The 12554-nt window shown below is 63.6% G+C and carries 16 protein-coding genes; 11 read left to right on the top strand and 5 right to left on the bottom strand.

What is annotated here, in order from left to right; genetic code table 11:
- Positions 1 to 86: 86 nt before the first annotated feature.
- The 5 genes from ABIE49_RS16590 to ABIE49_RS16570 all read left to right on the top strand — a co-directional run bounded on the left by ABIE49_RS16590 (position 87) and on the right by ABIE49_RS16570 (position 3773).
- Entirely contained in the window at positions 87 to 281 is a 195-nt protein-coding gene (locus tag ABIE49_RS16590; RefSeq protein ID WP_192738322.1) for a twin transmembrane helix small protein, read from the top strand.
- 23 nt (positions 282 to 304) lie between these two features.
- Positions 305 to 877 carry a cob(I)yrinic acid a,c-diamide adenosyltransferase gene (locus ABIE49_RS16585; RefSeq protein ID WP_192738321.1) on the top strand — a complete coding sequence of 191 codons (573 nt, stop codon included), beginning with the start codon at positions 305 to 307 and terminating at the stop codon, positions 875 to 877.
- Between the two features lie 126 nt (positions 878 to 1003).
- Positions 1004 to 1753 (top strand): electron transfer flavoprotein subunit beta/FixA family protein, encoded by a 750-nt coding sequence (locus ABIE49_RS16580; protein WP_192738320.1) that lies wholly within the window; start codon positions 1004 to 1006, stop codon positions 1751 to 1753.
- Positions 1753 to 2703 carry an electron transfer flavoprotein subunit alpha/FixB family protein gene (locus tag ABIE49_RS16575; RefSeq protein WP_192738319.1) on the top strand — a complete coding sequence of 317 codons (951 nt, stop codon included), beginning with the start codon at positions 1753 to 1755 and terminating at the stop codon, positions 2701 to 2703. The genes ABIE49_RS16580 and ABIE49_RS16575 overlap by 1 nt, the downstream gene beginning before the upstream one ends.
- A gap of 188 nt (positions 2704 to 2891) precedes the next feature.
- Complete coding sequence (locus ABIE49_RS16570) at positions 2892 to 3773, top strand: 3-hydroxybutyryl-CoA dehydrogenase (RefSeq protein WP_192738318.1); 882 nt, start codon at positions 2892 to 2894, stop codon at positions 3771 to 3773.
- Between the two features lie 36 nt (positions 3774 to 3809).
- Here the strand turns inward: ABIE49_RS16570 and ABIE49_RS16565 are convergent, their stop codons facing one another.
- Positions 3810 to 5012: an aminotransferase class I/II-fold pyridoxal phosphate-dependent enzyme gene (locus ABIE49_RS16565; protein WP_192738317.1), complete on the bottom strand. Its 1203-nt coding sequence runs from the start codon at positions 5010 to 5012 to the stop codon at positions 3810 to 3812.
- A 5-nt stretch (positions 5013 to 5017) separates the two neighbouring features.
- The gene (locus tag ABIE49_RS16560) at positions 5018 to 5401 is read right to left on the bottom strand and encodes a tautomerase family protein (RefSeq protein ID WP_192738316.1); all 384 of its coding nucleotides are present in this window, start codon (positions 5399 to 5401) and stop codon (positions 5018 to 5020) included.
- Positions 5402 to 5507: 106 nt separating this feature from the next.
- Here ABIE49_RS16560 and ABIE49_RS16555 point away from each other — a divergent pair, with 106 nt between their 5' ends.
- Positions 5508 to 6365 (top strand): LysR family transcriptional regulator, encoded by an 858-nt coding sequence (locus ABIE49_RS16555; RefSeq protein WP_210337428.1) that lies wholly within the window; start codon positions 5508 to 5510, stop codon positions 6363 to 6365.
- A 57-nt stretch (positions 6366 to 6422) separates the two neighbouring features.
- Entirely contained in the window at positions 6423 to 6611 is a 189-nt protein-coding gene (locus ABIE49_RS16550; RefSeq protein WP_192738314.1) for a hypothetical protein, read from the top strand.
- Between the two features lie 129 nt (positions 6612 to 6740).
- Here ABIE49_RS16550 and tlpA read toward each other — a convergent pair whose 3' ends face one another.
- On the bottom strand, positions 6741 to 7418 hold the full coding sequence (gene tlpA / locus ABIE49_RS16545; RefSeq protein ID WP_192738313.1) for a thiol:disulfide interchange protein TlpA: 678 nt from the start codon (positions 7416 to 7418) through the stop codon (positions 6741 to 6743).
- Positions 7419 to 7558: 140 nt separating this feature from the next.
- Between tlpA and argH the strand changes: the two genes are divergently transcribed.
- From argH to ABIE49_RS16525, 4 genes are all read left to right on the top strand, one after another.
- Positions 7559 to 8956, top strand: coding sequence for an argininosuccinate lyase (argH, locus tag ABIE49_RS16540; protein WP_192738312.1), 1398 nt, complete (start codon positions 7559 to 7561; stop codon positions 8954 to 8956).
- Positions 8957 to 9069: 113 nt separating this feature from the next.
- Complete coding sequence (gene lptM / locus ABIE49_RS16535) at positions 9070 to 9342, top strand: LPS translocon maturation chaperone LptM (protein ID WP_192738311.1); 273 nt, start codon at positions 9070 to 9072, stop codon at positions 9340 to 9342.
- Positions 9343 to 9353: 11 nt separating this feature from the next.
- The gene (gene lysA / locus ABIE49_RS16530; protein ID WP_192738310.1) at positions 9354 to 10619 is read left to right on the top strand and encodes a diaminopimelate decarboxylase; all 1266 of its coding nucleotides are present in this window, start codon (positions 9354 to 9356) and stop codon (positions 10617 to 10619) included.
- 57 nt (positions 10620 to 10676) lie between these two features.
- Positions 10677 to 10937 carry a DUF3551 domain-containing protein gene (locus ABIE49_RS16525; protein ID WP_192738309.1) on the top strand — a complete coding sequence of 87 codons (261 nt, stop codon included), beginning with the start codon at positions 10677 to 10679 and terminating at the stop codon, positions 10935 to 10937.
- Positions 10938 to 10993: 56 nt separating this feature from the next.
- Here the strand turns inward: ABIE49_RS16525 and ABIE49_RS16520 are convergent, their stop codons facing one another.
- Both ABIE49_RS16520 and ABIE49_RS16515 read right to left on the bottom strand, forming a co-directional pair.
- Entirely contained in the window at positions 10994 to 11905 is a 912-nt protein-coding gene (locus tag ABIE49_RS16520) for an NAD(P)-dependent oxidoreductase (protein ID WP_192738308.1), read from the bottom strand.
- A 149-nt stretch (positions 11906 to 12054) separates the two neighbouring features.
- Positions 12055 to 12435 (bottom strand): carboxymuconolactone decarboxylase family protein, encoded by a 381-nt coding sequence (locus tag ABIE49_RS16515; protein WP_192738307.1) that lies wholly within the window; start codon positions 12433 to 12435, stop codon positions 12055 to 12057.
- Positions 12436 to 12554 lie beyond the last annotated feature (119 nt).

Below are 12554 nucleotides of genomic sequence, written 5' to 3'. Positions count from 1 at the left end.
TTGGGCTAAAAGCCAGATCGATCAGGCATCTGTGCAGGCTCTGTGAACATATGGCGGCCGGCCCGGCACGGTGTTATGTAGCGCCGATGGCTTCCTTTTTTGGTTCGATTGTTCTGCCCATCGCGGTCGCTGCCGTTGCGATCGTGCTGCTATTGGGTCTCATCAACATGATGCGGGGCGGCTCGCCCAGCCGCTCGCAGAATCTGATGCGGCTGCGGGTGTTGCTGCAATTCATCGCCATTGTCATCACGATGGCCGTGGTCTGGGCGATGGGCAAATAGGGCAAGTAAGAGGGGATCCGCCAATGGTCGTGCTTAATCGAATCTACACGCGGACCGGCGATGACGGCACCACCGCGCTCGGCAGCGGCGAACGCCGCCCGAAATACGATCTGCGCATCAGCGCCTATGGAACCGTGGACGAGACCAACGCCGCGATCGGCGTGGTGCGGCTGCATCTGGCGCAGGCGCGCGAACTCGATGCGATGCTGGGCCTGATCCAGAACGATTTGTTCGATCTCGGCGCCGATCTCGCGGTGCCCCAGCGCGACGGCAAGGCGGAGCGGCTGCGGATGCTGTCCAGCCAGGTCGAGCGGCTCGAGCGCGATATCGATACGCTCAACGCCCATCTGGCGCCCCTGACCTCCTTTGTGCTGCCCGGCGGCACCCCCGCTGCGGCATACCTGCATCTCGCCCGCACCATATGTCGCAGAGCGGAACGGATCATGGTGGAACTGGCGGCCAGCCCGGAAGAGCCGGTCAGCGAGCCTGCCATACAATATATGAACCGCCTGTCGGATTTCCTGTTCGTCGCCAGCCGCGCCATGAACGATAATGGCGCCGGGGACGTGTTGTGGGTGCCCGGCCAGAACCGCTAAAGTGGTCGTCTGAAGGGGTCGATTTTTAGCTTTCGCGCGTTGACCGCCGATAGCGGGACCTTTAGGTTCCGCGCCCAAGCTAATAGAAAGCTCACCAAACCCCAGAATTCAAGCGAAAGAGGATCGATGAAGGTTCTTGTGCCGGTAAAACGGGTGGTCGATTACAACGTCAAGGTCCGCGTCAAGAGCGACGGAACGGGCGTGGAACTCGCCAACGTGAAGATGTCGATGAATCCGTTCGACGAAATCGCCGTCGAGGAAGCGCTGCGACTGAAGGAAGCCGGCAAGGCGACCGAAGTGGTGGTGGTATCGATCGGGCCCGCACAGGCCTCGGAGACGATCCGGACCGGTCTTGCGATGGGCGCCGACCGCGGCATCCTCGTCAAGGCCGAAGGCAATGTCGAACCGCTGGCGGTCGCCAAGATTCTCAAAGCCATCGTCGACGAAGAGAAGCCCGGCCTCGTCATCCTCGGCAAGCAGGCGATCGACGACGATTCGAACCAGACCGGCCAGATGCTGGCCGCACTGCTCGGCTGGTCGCAGGCGACCTTTGCCTCCAAGCTCGAAGTCGACGGCTCCGATTTCAAGGTGACGCGCGAAGTCGACGGCGGCCTGCAGACCCTGAAGCTGAAGGGGCCGGCCATCGTCACCACCGATCTCCGCCTCAACGAGCCGCGCTACGCCTCGCTGCCCAACATCATGAAGGCGAAGAAGAAGCCGATCGCCGACAAGAGCGCGGCCGACTACAGCGTCGATCTCACGCCGCATCTCGAAGTGCTGAAAACCACCGAACCGCCGGGCCGCAAGGGAGGCGTCAAGGTCAAGGACGTCGCCGAACTGATTTCGAAGCTCAAGACCGAAGCCGGGGTTCTCTGATGACCACGCTGTTGATTGCTGAACACGACCACGAGGCCCTCAAGGACTCCACCAACAAGGCGCTGACCGCGGCCACCCAGCTGGGTGCCGAGGTTCACGTGCTGGTCGCCGGTGGCGGCCAGGGCACCAAGGCTGCGGCCGAGGCGGCGGCGAAGCTGGCCGGCGTCACCAAGGTGCTGGTTGCCGAGGGCGACGCCTATGCCCACGACCTTGCAGAGCCGCTGGCCGCGCTGATCGTGGCGCTGGCGCCGTCCTATGACGCCTTCGTCGCGCCCGCGACTTCGCGCTTCAAGAACGTGATGCCGCGCGTCGCCGCCTTGCTCGACGTGATGCAGGTGTCCGAAATCATCAAGGTGGTGTCATCAGACACGTTCGAGCGGCCGATCTATGCCGGCAACGCGATCCAGACCGTGAAGTCCAAGGACGCCAAGAAGGTCATCACGGTGCGGACCTCGACCTTCGCCGCGGCAGGCGACGGCGGCAGTGCTGCGATTGAGAACGCCGCCTCCGCGGCCGATCCGGGCCTCTCCACCTTCGTCGGTGAGGAAGTCGCGAAAAGCGACCGCCCCGAACTGACCTCGGCAAAGATCATCGTCTCCGGCGGCCGCGCCATGCAGAGCCGCGAGAACTTTGCCAAATACATCGAGCCGCTCGCCGACAAGCTAGGCGCGGGCGTCGGCGCCTCGCGCGCCGCCGTCGATGCCGGCTATGCGCCGAACGACTGGCAGGTCGGGCAGACCGGCAAGGTGGTGGCGCCGGAGCTCTATGTCGCGATCGGCATTTCCGGCGCGATCCAGCATCTCGCCGGCATGAAGGATTCCAAGGTGATCGTTGCGATCAACAAGGATGAGGACGCGCCGATTTTCCAGGTCGCCGATTACGGCCTGGTTGCGGATTTGTACCAGGCGGTTCCGGAATTGACCGAGGCGCTCGGCAAGCTCGGAAAATAACGGCAGTCAAACAGCGGCCGGACGCGTAAGCTCCGGCCGGTGTTAATCTAGGGACAGCGTTTTCAAGCGAAGTGGCTACCGGGTTCGCTTGAAGAAAACGCGTCGAAAACAGGTTTTAGCCTTGGTTCGGGCCGGGGCCTAACGGGATGAACTGGCGCGATATGCGTGCCGTTCGGGTGGATGACAAGATGGCGGTGACAATCAAGAAGGTCGGCGTGATCGGCTCGGGCCAGATGGGCAATGGCATCGCCCATGTGGCGGCGCTGGCCGGCCTGGACGTGGTGCTCAACGACGTGTCCGCCGACCGGCTGAAATCGGCGATGGCGACCATCAACGGCAACCTGTCGCGCCAGGTCGTGAAAAAGATGATCACCGAGGACGACCGCAAGCAGGCGCTCGACCGCATCACCTCGACCGAGACCATCGATGGGCTTTCGGACTGCGACCTCGTGATCGAAACCGCGGTCGAAAAGGAAGAGGTCAAGCGCAAGATCTTCCACGACGTCTGCGCGGTGCTGAAGCCGGAAGCGATCGTCGCCACCAATTCCTCGTCGATTTCGATCACGCGGCTCGCCGCCTCGACCGACCGTCCCGAGAAATTCATCGGCATTCATTTCATGAATCCGGTGCCGGCGATGGAACTGGTCGAACTGATCCGCGGCATTGCCACCGACGACGAGACCTTCGATACCGCCAAGGCTTTTGTCACCAAGGTCGGCAAGCAGATCGCGGTGTCCGAGGATTTCCCGGCCTTCATCGTCAACCGCATCCTGCTGCCGATGATCAATGAGGCGATCTACACGCTGTATGAAGGCGTCGGCAACGTCGAGGCGATCGACGCGGCGATGAAGCTCGGCGCGCACCATCCGATGGGGCCGCTGGAACTGGCCGATTTCATCGGTCTCGACACCTGCCTGTCGATCATGCAGGTGCTGCATGAGGGGCTGGCGGATTCGAAATACCGGCCGTGCCCGCTGTTGGTGAAATACGTCGAAGCCGGCTGGCTCGGTCGCAAGACCCAGCGCGGTTTCTACGACTACCGCGGCGACAAGCCGGTTCCGACGCGGTAATTCCTCTCGTAAGTCAGGTCGAGCGCTGCCGACGCGTCATCGCAACGCGTCGCATGTGCGCTTCAGTCGCCTTCCGGCTTCCTCGATGACAGGTAGCGGATTGGCAAAGCTGACGCGGATATAGGGCGACAAACCGAAATCCTCGCCGGCAACGACCACCAGATCGGCGTGGTCGAGCAGGTAGGCCGCAAAATCGCGGTCGGTGGCGATCAGCTTGCCGTCCGGGCTACGTTTGCTGATCACCCCGGCGCAGGCGACCAGCAGGTAGAACGTGCCTTCCGGCGGCTCGCACGACAGGTCCACGCAATCATTCACTATCTCGGCAAAACGGTCCCGCCTGGCGCGCAGGATGGAAGCGCGTTCGGACAACAGATCCTGCGGTCCGTCGAGGGCTGCCACCGCGGCGGCCTGGCTGATCGATGAAGCGCTGTTGGTGGTCTGCGACTGGATCCTGGTCATCGCGCCGATCAGCGCGGCAGGTCCGGCGGCATAGCCGACCCGCCACCCCATCATGGCGTAGCTCTTGGCAACGCCACTGATGGTCAGCGTCCGTGGCCTCAGGCGAGGCTCGATTGCGGAGAGCGTCGGCGCGGGGATGCCGCCAAACACCATGTGCTCGTAGAGGCCGTCGGCGAGGATCCAGATGTCCGGATGCTGCAACAGCACCGCGGCGATGGCGGACAATTCGCCCGCCGAGTAAACGGCGCCGGAGGGATTGACGGGATTGTTGATGATGAGCCAGCGCGTGCGCGCCGCGATCGCGGTGCGCAGATCGTCGGCGCGGAGCTTAAAACCGTTGTTCTGCGAACAGGGCACGGTCACCGGCGTGCCGCCGCTCAGGCGGACCTGATCGAGATAGGGCGCCCAGTAGGGCGCAGGGATGATCACCTCGTCACCCAGCGCCAGCGTCGCCTGCAGGGCATTGAACAGTGCCTGCGTCGAGCCGTTGCAGACGATGATTTCGTCCTGCGCATAGCTGAGACGATGGTCACGCAGCAATGCGGCACGGACCGCGCGCTTCATATCCGGGGTGCCGTCGACGTCGGTATAACGGGTTTCGCCGCGCAGTGCCGCGGCGTGCGCGGCGGCGATCACATGGTCCGGCGTTGCAAAGTCGAGATTGCCCGAAGACAACTCGATGATGTCGCGGCCGGCCGCGAGCAGCTCGCGGGCGCGGCGGCGCAGGATCGATGCGGGGGAAGCGTGAATGCCGTGCATGCGCGGCGAAAGTGCTGGCATGGCGGTCATCGGACGTATTGCGCCTCGCCATGGCCGAACGACCAGTTTTCGGGAAGCACCTCGACGAGGTTGATGAAGATGTCCTCAGGCCGCAGGCCGGGGCTTTCGGCGAGAAGCTCGACGATGCGTCGATACAGTTTCTGCTTTTGCGCCACCGGCCGCGTGTTGCTGACGGTGAGCTGAATGATGACCAGATCGTCGCTGCGCTTGATGCCGAGATAGTCTGCGCCGTAGACGAAATCGCCTTCGTCATGTTCTGAAATCGTCATGAAGCGATCGCCTTCGGGCACATCGAAGGTCTCGCGCATGGCGCGGTAGAGGCCTTCAAGGATGGCCTTGCGGTAGGCGGCGGGCTTGCCCCGCCGCAATGAAACCCGGGTCAGCGGCATGGTGGATCTCCTGGTGTCGATCGGTTGGCGTCGACCAAACCTAGGCGCCTCTTGATCATTGTAAAACGGTATGGAATACTATTTCAGTGATTGCATTTTTAAATGGATGGCCATGAAGGCGCTCGACGTCGAGGCGGTCCAGGCCTTTGTGCTGGTGGCCGACCTGAACAGCTTCACCCGCGCCGCTGAGGCGATGGACACCACGCAATCCGCGGTCAGCCTGAAGATCAAGCGGCTGGAAGACGGGCTCGGCCGGCGGCTGCTGGAGCGAACGCCGCGCCTGGTTCGTCTGTCCGCGGAGGGCTCGGCCTTCCTCGGCGCGGCGCGCAACCTCGTTGCCGCGCACCAGTCGGCGGTCGGGGCCTTCGTCGTCGAACACCGCCGGCTGGTGGTCGGCATCAGCCACCACATCGTCGGAACAGAACTGCCCTCGTTGTTGAAGCGGATGAACGCCACCGATCCGGGTCTGGTGATGCAATTGCACGTCGATACGTCCCGCGCCGTGCTGGCGGCCTTCGACGACGGCACGCTCGATGCCGCGATCGTGCTGCGCCACGATGCCAAGCGCCGCGACGGCGACGTGTTGTTCGAAGAGCCATTCGGCTGGATGGCCTCGCCGGATTTTTATCGCCAGCCCGGCGCGCCGCTGCGGCTGGCGACCCAGGCCGAGCCTTGCAGCGTTCGCGCCATGGCGGTCGATGTTCTCGACGCCGCCGGCGTAGAATGGACCGAGGCCTTCGTCGGCGGTGGGCTTGCAACCATTGGGGCTGCGATATCAGCGGGACTTGCAGTGGCAGCGCTGGCGCGCCGGGTGGCGCCGTCGGATACCGTCGATCTCGGGCTGCGGCTCGGTCTGCCGCCATTGCCCTCCCGTGACGTCATCCTTTACTCGAAACCTTCCGATCCCCGCACGCGACGGACGCTGCGCACCCTCGGCGCGGCCTTCGCGGCAAGTGCGGCCTGAAAACCGATCATTAACCACCGCCGGCTAGGGTCTCCCCGCGTTTCGGGAGTCTTGCGTATGGACATGATGGCTATGGTTTCGAGCATGCTTGCGATGCAGGCGGGCGGTCTGCAGCAGCAGATTCAGACCTCGATCATCAAACAGAACAACGACGCAGAGAAATCCGCGGTCCAGACCCTGCTTGGCATCCCCTCGACCGCCAACCTCGCTGCGGGCGTCGGCGGCAATCTGAACGCGATCGCTTAACCCCGCCCCCGGAAGACCTCATGGTGAGGAGCGCGTCTTCGCGCGTCTCGAACCATGCGGCCACAGACGGGCCTGCATCCTTCGAGACGCCCGCAAGTGCGGGCCCCTCAGGATGAGGTCTGACAGGGTCTAAAACCCCGCCGTCACCGGCTTCACCGCGGCCTTGATCAGCGCAATCGCGTCGTCGCTGGCCCATTCGGCGGGACCGGCCAGATTGGCGATTTCGCAGCCCTGGCCGTCCACCAGGATCGAGGTCGGCATGCCGAGCGCCTTGCCTATGCCCTTAAGATCCTGAAAAACCTTGGCTTTTGCGTCGGTGAAATAGGCCAGTCTGGTCAGGTTGGCCTCTTTCAGGAAGTTTTTGGGCTTGTCGGGATCGCGGGTGTCGATGTTGATCGCGACCACCTCGAAATCCTTGCCGCCGAGCTTGGTCTGCAGGCTGTCGAGCGCCGGCATCTCCTTCCGGCAGGGCACACACCAGGTGGCCCACAGATTGACCAGCACGGTCTTGCCGCGCCAGTCCGAGAGTTTTCGGGGCTTGCCCTCGGCATCTTCGAACGCGAGGTCAGGCAGCCTGAGCGGGCTGGTGGCCATGGTCAGCGCGGCGACCTCGCCATGCGCCAAAGGCCCGATCTTGCGTGCCAGTTCGACCGCGCCCGCACAGGCGGCATCGCCGCCCGAACCGCGCTTGAGGCCGCCGAATCCGTAGACCCCGGCAAAGCCGATCGCCGTCCCAATCAGGACCGCGCCGACGGCGATGGGGATCCGGCGCGTGGCGGCCGGGCGAGGGGCAGGCGTTTCGGGCATATCGTTTGTCATCCTGTATCAGATACGGCTATGCAGTGCTGATGTTACGGCCGAAACCGGCACGGCGTTTCGCCGGTTTCGACGATAAATGCCAGACCTGAATAGCCAGCACCTGAATAAGAAGTCGTGAGCGAGAAGTCATGAGCAACAAGATGTGGGGCGGCCGCTTCACCGAGCGTCCCGATGCGATCATGGAGGAAATCAACGTCTCCATCGACGTCGATCGTCACATGTATTCCCAGGACATCGCCGCGTCCAAAGCCCACGCCGCGATGCTCGCTGCGCAGGGCATTATCACCGCCGGTGATGCGAAAAATATCGGCAAAGGTCTAGACACGATTCTGTCAGAAATCGAAAAAGGCGCTTTCGATTTCAAGCGCGCGCTCGAAGACATCCATATGAACGTCGAGAGCCGGTTGACCGATCTGATCGGGCCCGCCGCCGGCCGGCTGCATACCGCGCGTTCGCGCAACGACCAGGTCGCGACCGATTTTCGTCTCTACGTGCGCGACACCATCGATGAGACCGACGCGGCGCTGGCCGCGTTCCAATATGTCCTGGTGCAGCGGGCGCTGGAACATGCCGGCACCGTGATGCCCGGCTTCACCCATCTGCAGACCGCCCAGCCCGTGACGCTCGGGCATCATCTCCTGGCCTATGTCGAGATGGCCGCGCGCGACCGCGGCCGCTTTGCGGATGCGCGCAAGCGTCTGAACGAATCGCCGCTGGGTGCGGCCGCGCTCGCCGGCACCTCGTTTCCGATCGACCGTCACGCCACCGCCAAGGCCCTCGGTTTCGACCGGCCAATGGCCAATTCGCTCGACGCGGTATCGGATCGCGACTTCGTGCTCGAGACGCTGTCGGCAGCGTCGATCGCGGCGGTGCATATGTCGCGCTTCGCCGAGGAGATCGTGATCTGGACCTCGCCGCTGGTCGGCCTCATCAGGCTGAGCGACAAGTTCACCACGGGGTCCTCGATCATGCCGCAAAAGCGCAACCCCGATGCGGCCGAACTGGTGCGCGCCAAGACCGGACGGGTGATCGGTGCGCTGACGGCGCTTTTGATCGTGATGAAGGGGCTGCCGCTCGCCTATCAGAAGGACATGCAGGAGGACAAGCAGGGCGCGATGGAAGCGTTCGCCGCCCTCTCGCTGGCGATCCGGGCGATGACCGGCATGGTTGCCGACCTCGTGCCCGACGAGAACAGGATGAAGGCGGCCGCGGGCGAGGGCTATGCCACCGCCACCGATCTTGCCGACTGGCTGGTGCGGACGCTGAAAATGCCGTTCCGCGACGCCCATCACGTCACCGGGCGCATCGTCGGCCTCGCCTCGAAACAGGGCGTGGCGCTGCACGAACTGCCGCTGCAGGCGATGCAGGAGGTCGAGCCGAAGATTACGGCCGAGGCGCTGCGCGTGCTGTCGGTGGAAGCGTCGGTCAAGAGCCGCACCAGCTATGGCGGCACCGCACCGAAAAACGTGGCGGCCCAAGCCAAGTCCTGGCTTAAGCGGCTGGAAAAAGAGCGAAAATTGGGCTGAGGCCAAAAATTTCGCTGTAGTTTCTTGGGTTTTTCTTGGGTTTCATGGGGGCGTCAGGCCTCGCCATCGCAAGGCAATCTTTGTATGGTGCAGCGCGCATTGGGGATTTCGTCGTGACACGTAACTACCGGCCGACATCGTCGGGATGGGCCATCATCCTGCTGAGCGTGAGCGCGCTTGCGCTCGGCGGCTGCGGCCGCAAGGGCGGCCTTGATCTGCCGCCGAACGCCTCGAATGCGTCGGCGCAATCCGCGGCCACCGATTCGGAGGCCGAGCGCGCGGCCCAGCCGGGCGTATACAATCCGGGCTTCGGGTCCGACGCCCAGCCGGAAGCGGCCAGGGGCAAAAAGAAACCATTCATACTCGACCCGCTGCTGGGTAACTGAGCGCGCGCACCATGAATCACTTCGACTATCGCAACGGCGTGCTCCACGCCGAGGCGGTCAATCTTTCCGACCTCGCGGATGCCGTGGGAACGCCGTTCTATTGCTATTCGACCGCGACGCTGGAGCGCCACTACCGGGTGTTCACCGAGGCCTTCGCCGGCGAGAAGACGCTGGTCTGCTACGCCATGAAGGCCAATTCCAACCAGTCGGTGCTCCGCACGCTGGCGAAACTCGGCGCCGGCGCCGACGTGGTTTCCGGCGGCGAGTTGAAGCGCGCGCTGGCGGCGGGGATACCCGCAGACAAGATCCTGTTTTCCGGCGTCGGCAAGACCGAAACGGAACTTCGCGCGGCACTGGCGGCGGATATCCTCTGCATCAACGTCGAATCCGAGCCTGAACTGGAATTGTTGTCGCGGCTCGCGGTCGAAATGGGCCGGACCGCGCGGATTTCGGTGCGCGTCAATCCTGACGTCGATGCCGGCACCCACGCCAAGATCGCCACCGGGAAATCCGAGAACAAGTTCGGCGTGCCGATTGCGCGCGCCCGCGAAGTCTACGCCCGTGCCGCAAGGCTGCCCGGGATCGAGGTCACCGGCACCGATATGCATATCGGCAGCCAGATCACGGATCTGAGCCGGATGGAGACCGCGTTCCGGATTCTCTCCGACTTCGTGCGGACCTTGCGCGCCGACGGCCACAACATCTCGCATATCGATTTCGGTGGCGGGCTCGGCATTCCCTATCACATGGACCGCGAAGCGCCGCCGCTGCCGTCAGCCTATGCCGCGATGGTCAAGCGGGTGACGCATAATCTCGGCTGCACGCTGATGTTCGAGCCGGGCCGGATGATCGTCGGCAATGCCGGCATCCTCGTTGCGCGCGTGATCTATGTGAAGCCGGGCGACGCCAAGAATTTCGTCGTCATCGACGCGGCCATGAACGATTTGATCCGCCCCACGCTGTATGAAGCCCATCACGACATCCTGCCGGTGCGCGAAGCTGCGCTGGGCACGCCGACGATTACCGCCGATGTGGTCGGGCCGGTCTGCGAAACCGGCGATTATTTGGCGCTCGACCGCCAAATCCCCGAGCCCAAGGCCGGCGATCTCCTGGCGATCATGACCGCCGGCGCCTACGGCGCGGTGCAATCAGGCTTTTACAACACCCGCGCGCTGGTGCCGGAAGTGCTGGTCAAGGACGATCAGTTCGCGGTGGTGCGTCCGCGCATCGAGGTCGACGAACTGATCGCGATGGACCGGCAGGCGCCGTGGCTGTGACCCCTAGCATATTTGTCAGCGCACGCTGACACTGTGCCGATTACAAAGGAGATTCCGATGCGCATTCTGGCTTTGGCTGTCTTGACGATGGCGGCGGTTTCGGCGACGTCGCCGGCGCGCGCCCAGACCTATAATCCGAGGTATCCAGTCTGCATCAAGCAGATCCAGACTTTCGGTGGTGAACGCATTGAGTGCGCCTACACTTCGCTGGAGCAGTGCAACGCGACGGCACTGGGCCTTCCCGCGCAGTGCATCGAGAATCCGTATTACGGCGGGCGGCCGGAAGGCAGCGGCCGGCGTTACCGCCAGGGTTATTGAGCGGATCGGGCGCGTAGGTGGTGGAGCGCTTCGCTCCACCTATCCTGCGCGATGCCTCACTTCGCGGCGTGGCTGCCGCCCTTGGCGCCGCCGACGATCACACCCGCGGCCTTTTCGATCGGCTTGATCGCCTCGGTGAAATCCGACTCCGCGCCCTGGTCGCGGATCACGACTTCCCACAGCCGCCCGACCGCTTCGGCGACTTCCATCGACAGCCCCAGCGACTTCATCTCGTCCAGCGCGAGCCGCACGTCTTTCACCATCAGTCCGGTGGCGAAGCCGAAGTCGAACGTCCGCGGCAGCACCGCGCGCGGAAACTTGTCGCGGCTGGCGGTATTCATTCCCGAGCCGGCGTTGATCACGTCGACCATCACGGCGGGATCGAGCCCTGATTTGACGCCCATCACCACCGCTTCCGACGTCGCCACCATTGCGGTGGCTGACAGGAAATTATTGGCGAGCTTCATGGTTTGAGCGGAACCCGGTTTCTCGCCAATGAAGAACACCTTGCCGATGACGCCGAGCGCGGGCTTCAACATGTCGCAATCGGCACGCGGGCCCGACACCATCACGGCGAGCGTGCCCTTTTCGGCGCCGCCGACGCCGCCGCTGACGGGAGAGTCTATCTGCACGATGTACTTCGCGGCCAGGAGGCCGTGGATCCGCGTTGCCATTTGCGAGCCGACGGTGGAGAGGTCGACGAAGCGTTTTACACGTTTGCCTTCGATCACGCCGCCGGCGCCGGTTGCGACGTCGAGCGAGGCCTGCAACGACGGCAGGCTCGCCAGCACCGTTTCACAGCGATCGGCGATATCCTTTGGCGATGACGCCACTTGCGCGCCGAGCGCCGCAAGCTTGTCGGTGGCTTCCTTCCGCGTATCGAACACGGTGAGCTGGTGGCCTGCCTCGATCAGCCGGCGCGCCATCGGGAAGCCCATCTTGCCGAGGCCGATGAATCCGATTTCCATGGTGTTGTTTTCCTGAGTTTCTGAGGACGGTCCTCATCCTGAGGAGGCCGCATCGCGGCCGTCTCGAAGGACGTGTTGTCGATCAATCTTTCCGGGCCTCATGGTTCGAGACGGCGCAAGCGCGCCTCCTCACCATGAGGGGTGAGACTTCAGCCCTTGTCCATTTCCGCGAACACTTCGCGCGCGATGCGAAAGCTGTCGACGCCGGCGGGCGCGCCGGCATAGATCGCGACCTGCATGAAGATTTCGCGGATCTCGTCTTTGGTCACGCCGTTGGTCAGCGCGCCCTTGATGTGGGTGCGCAATTCATGCGGCCGGTTCAGGATCGAGATCATGGCGAGGTTGAGCATGCTGCGGGTCTTGCGCGGCAGTTCCTCGCGGCCCCACACCGCGCCCCAGCAATATTCGGTGAGCAGTTCCTGGAACGGCCGGTTGAAATCGTCGACGTTCTTCAGGGCGTTGTCGACATAGGCCTCGCCGAGCACGGCTTTGCGCACTTCCAGGCCCTTGTCGTAGGTCTTCTTGTCCATGACGTTTCCTTCGGTATTTTTACTGGTTCTGGCCGACGTTAGGGGGTTGCCGGCCCGCAGTCACGCCTTCGTGTTATGCGTATTTCCGGGTGTGGGTTGGCCCTGGAAACGGGTGCCTC

The sequence above is a fragment of the Bradyrhizobium sp. OAE829 genome, assembly GCF_040546575.1.
Lineage (GTDB): Bacteria > Pseudomonadota > Alphaproteobacteria > Rhizobiales > Xanthobacteraceae > Bradyrhizobium.
Note: the sequence above shows the minus strand (reverse complement) of the source record. Positions and strands in the feature narration are given on the sequence as shown.

Bases quoted from the DNA above. Each gene is read 5' to 3' on its own strand.
- ABIE49_RS16525 (WP_192738309.1), top strand. From the start codon at position 10,677: ATGCGCATTCTGGCTTTGGCTGTCTTGACGATGGCGGCGGTTTCGGCG.
- argH (WP_192738312.1), top strand. From the start codon at position 7,559: ATGAGCAACAAGATGTGGGGCGGCCGCTTCACCGAGCGTCCCGATGCG.
- ABIE49_RS16590 (WP_192738322.1), top strand. From the start codon at position 87: ATGGCTTCCTTTTTTGGTTCGATTGTTCTGCCCATCGCGGTCGCTGCC.
- tlpA (WP_192738313.1), bottom strand. From the start codon at position 7,418: ATGCCCGAAACGCCTGCCCCTCGCCCGGCCGCCACGCGCCGGATCCCC.
- ABIE49_RS16580 (WP_192738320.1), top strand. From the start codon at position 1,004: ATGAAGGTTCTTGTGCCGGTAAAACGGGTGGTCGATTACAACGTCAAG.
- lysA (WP_192738310.1), top strand. From the start codon at position 9,354: ATGAATCACTTCGACTATCGCAACGGCGTGCTCCACGCCGAGGCGGTC.
- ABIE49_RS16515 (WP_192738307.1), bottom strand. From the start codon at position 12,435: ATGGACAAGAAGACCTACGACAAGGGCCTGGAAGTGCGCAAAGCCGTG.
- ABIE49_RS16570 (WP_192738318.1), top strand. From the start codon at position 2,892: ATGGCGGTGACAATCAAGAAGGTCGGCGTGATCGGCTCGGGCCAGATG.
- ABIE49_RS16565 (WP_192738317.1), bottom strand. From the start codon at position 5,012: ATGCCAGCACTTTCGCCGCGCATGCACGGCATTCACGCTTCCCCCGCA.
- ABIE49_RS16520 (WP_192738308.1), bottom strand. From the start codon at position 11,905: ATGGAAATCGGATTCATCGGCCTCGGCAAGATGGGCTTCCCGATGGCG.
- ABIE49_RS16550 (WP_192738314.1), top strand. From the start codon at position 6,423: ATGGACATGATGGCTATGGTTTCGAGCATGCTTGCGATGCAGGCGGGC.
- ABIE49_RS16575 (WP_192738319.1), top strand. From the start codon at position 1,753: ATGACCACGCTGTTGATTGCTGAACACGACCACGAGGCCCTCAAGGAC.
- ABIE49_RS16560 (WP_192738316.1), bottom strand. From the start codon at position 5,401: ATGCCGCTGACCCGGGTTTCATTGCGGCGGGGCAAGCCCGCCGCCTAC.
- ABIE49_RS16555 (WP_210337428.1), top strand. From the start codon at position 5,508: ATGGCCATGAAGGCGCTCGACGTCGAGGCGGTCCAGGCCTTTGTGCTG.
- ABIE49_RS16585 (WP_192738321.1), top strand. From the start codon at position 305: ATGGTCGTGCTTAATCGAATCTACACGCGGACCGGCGATGACGGCACC.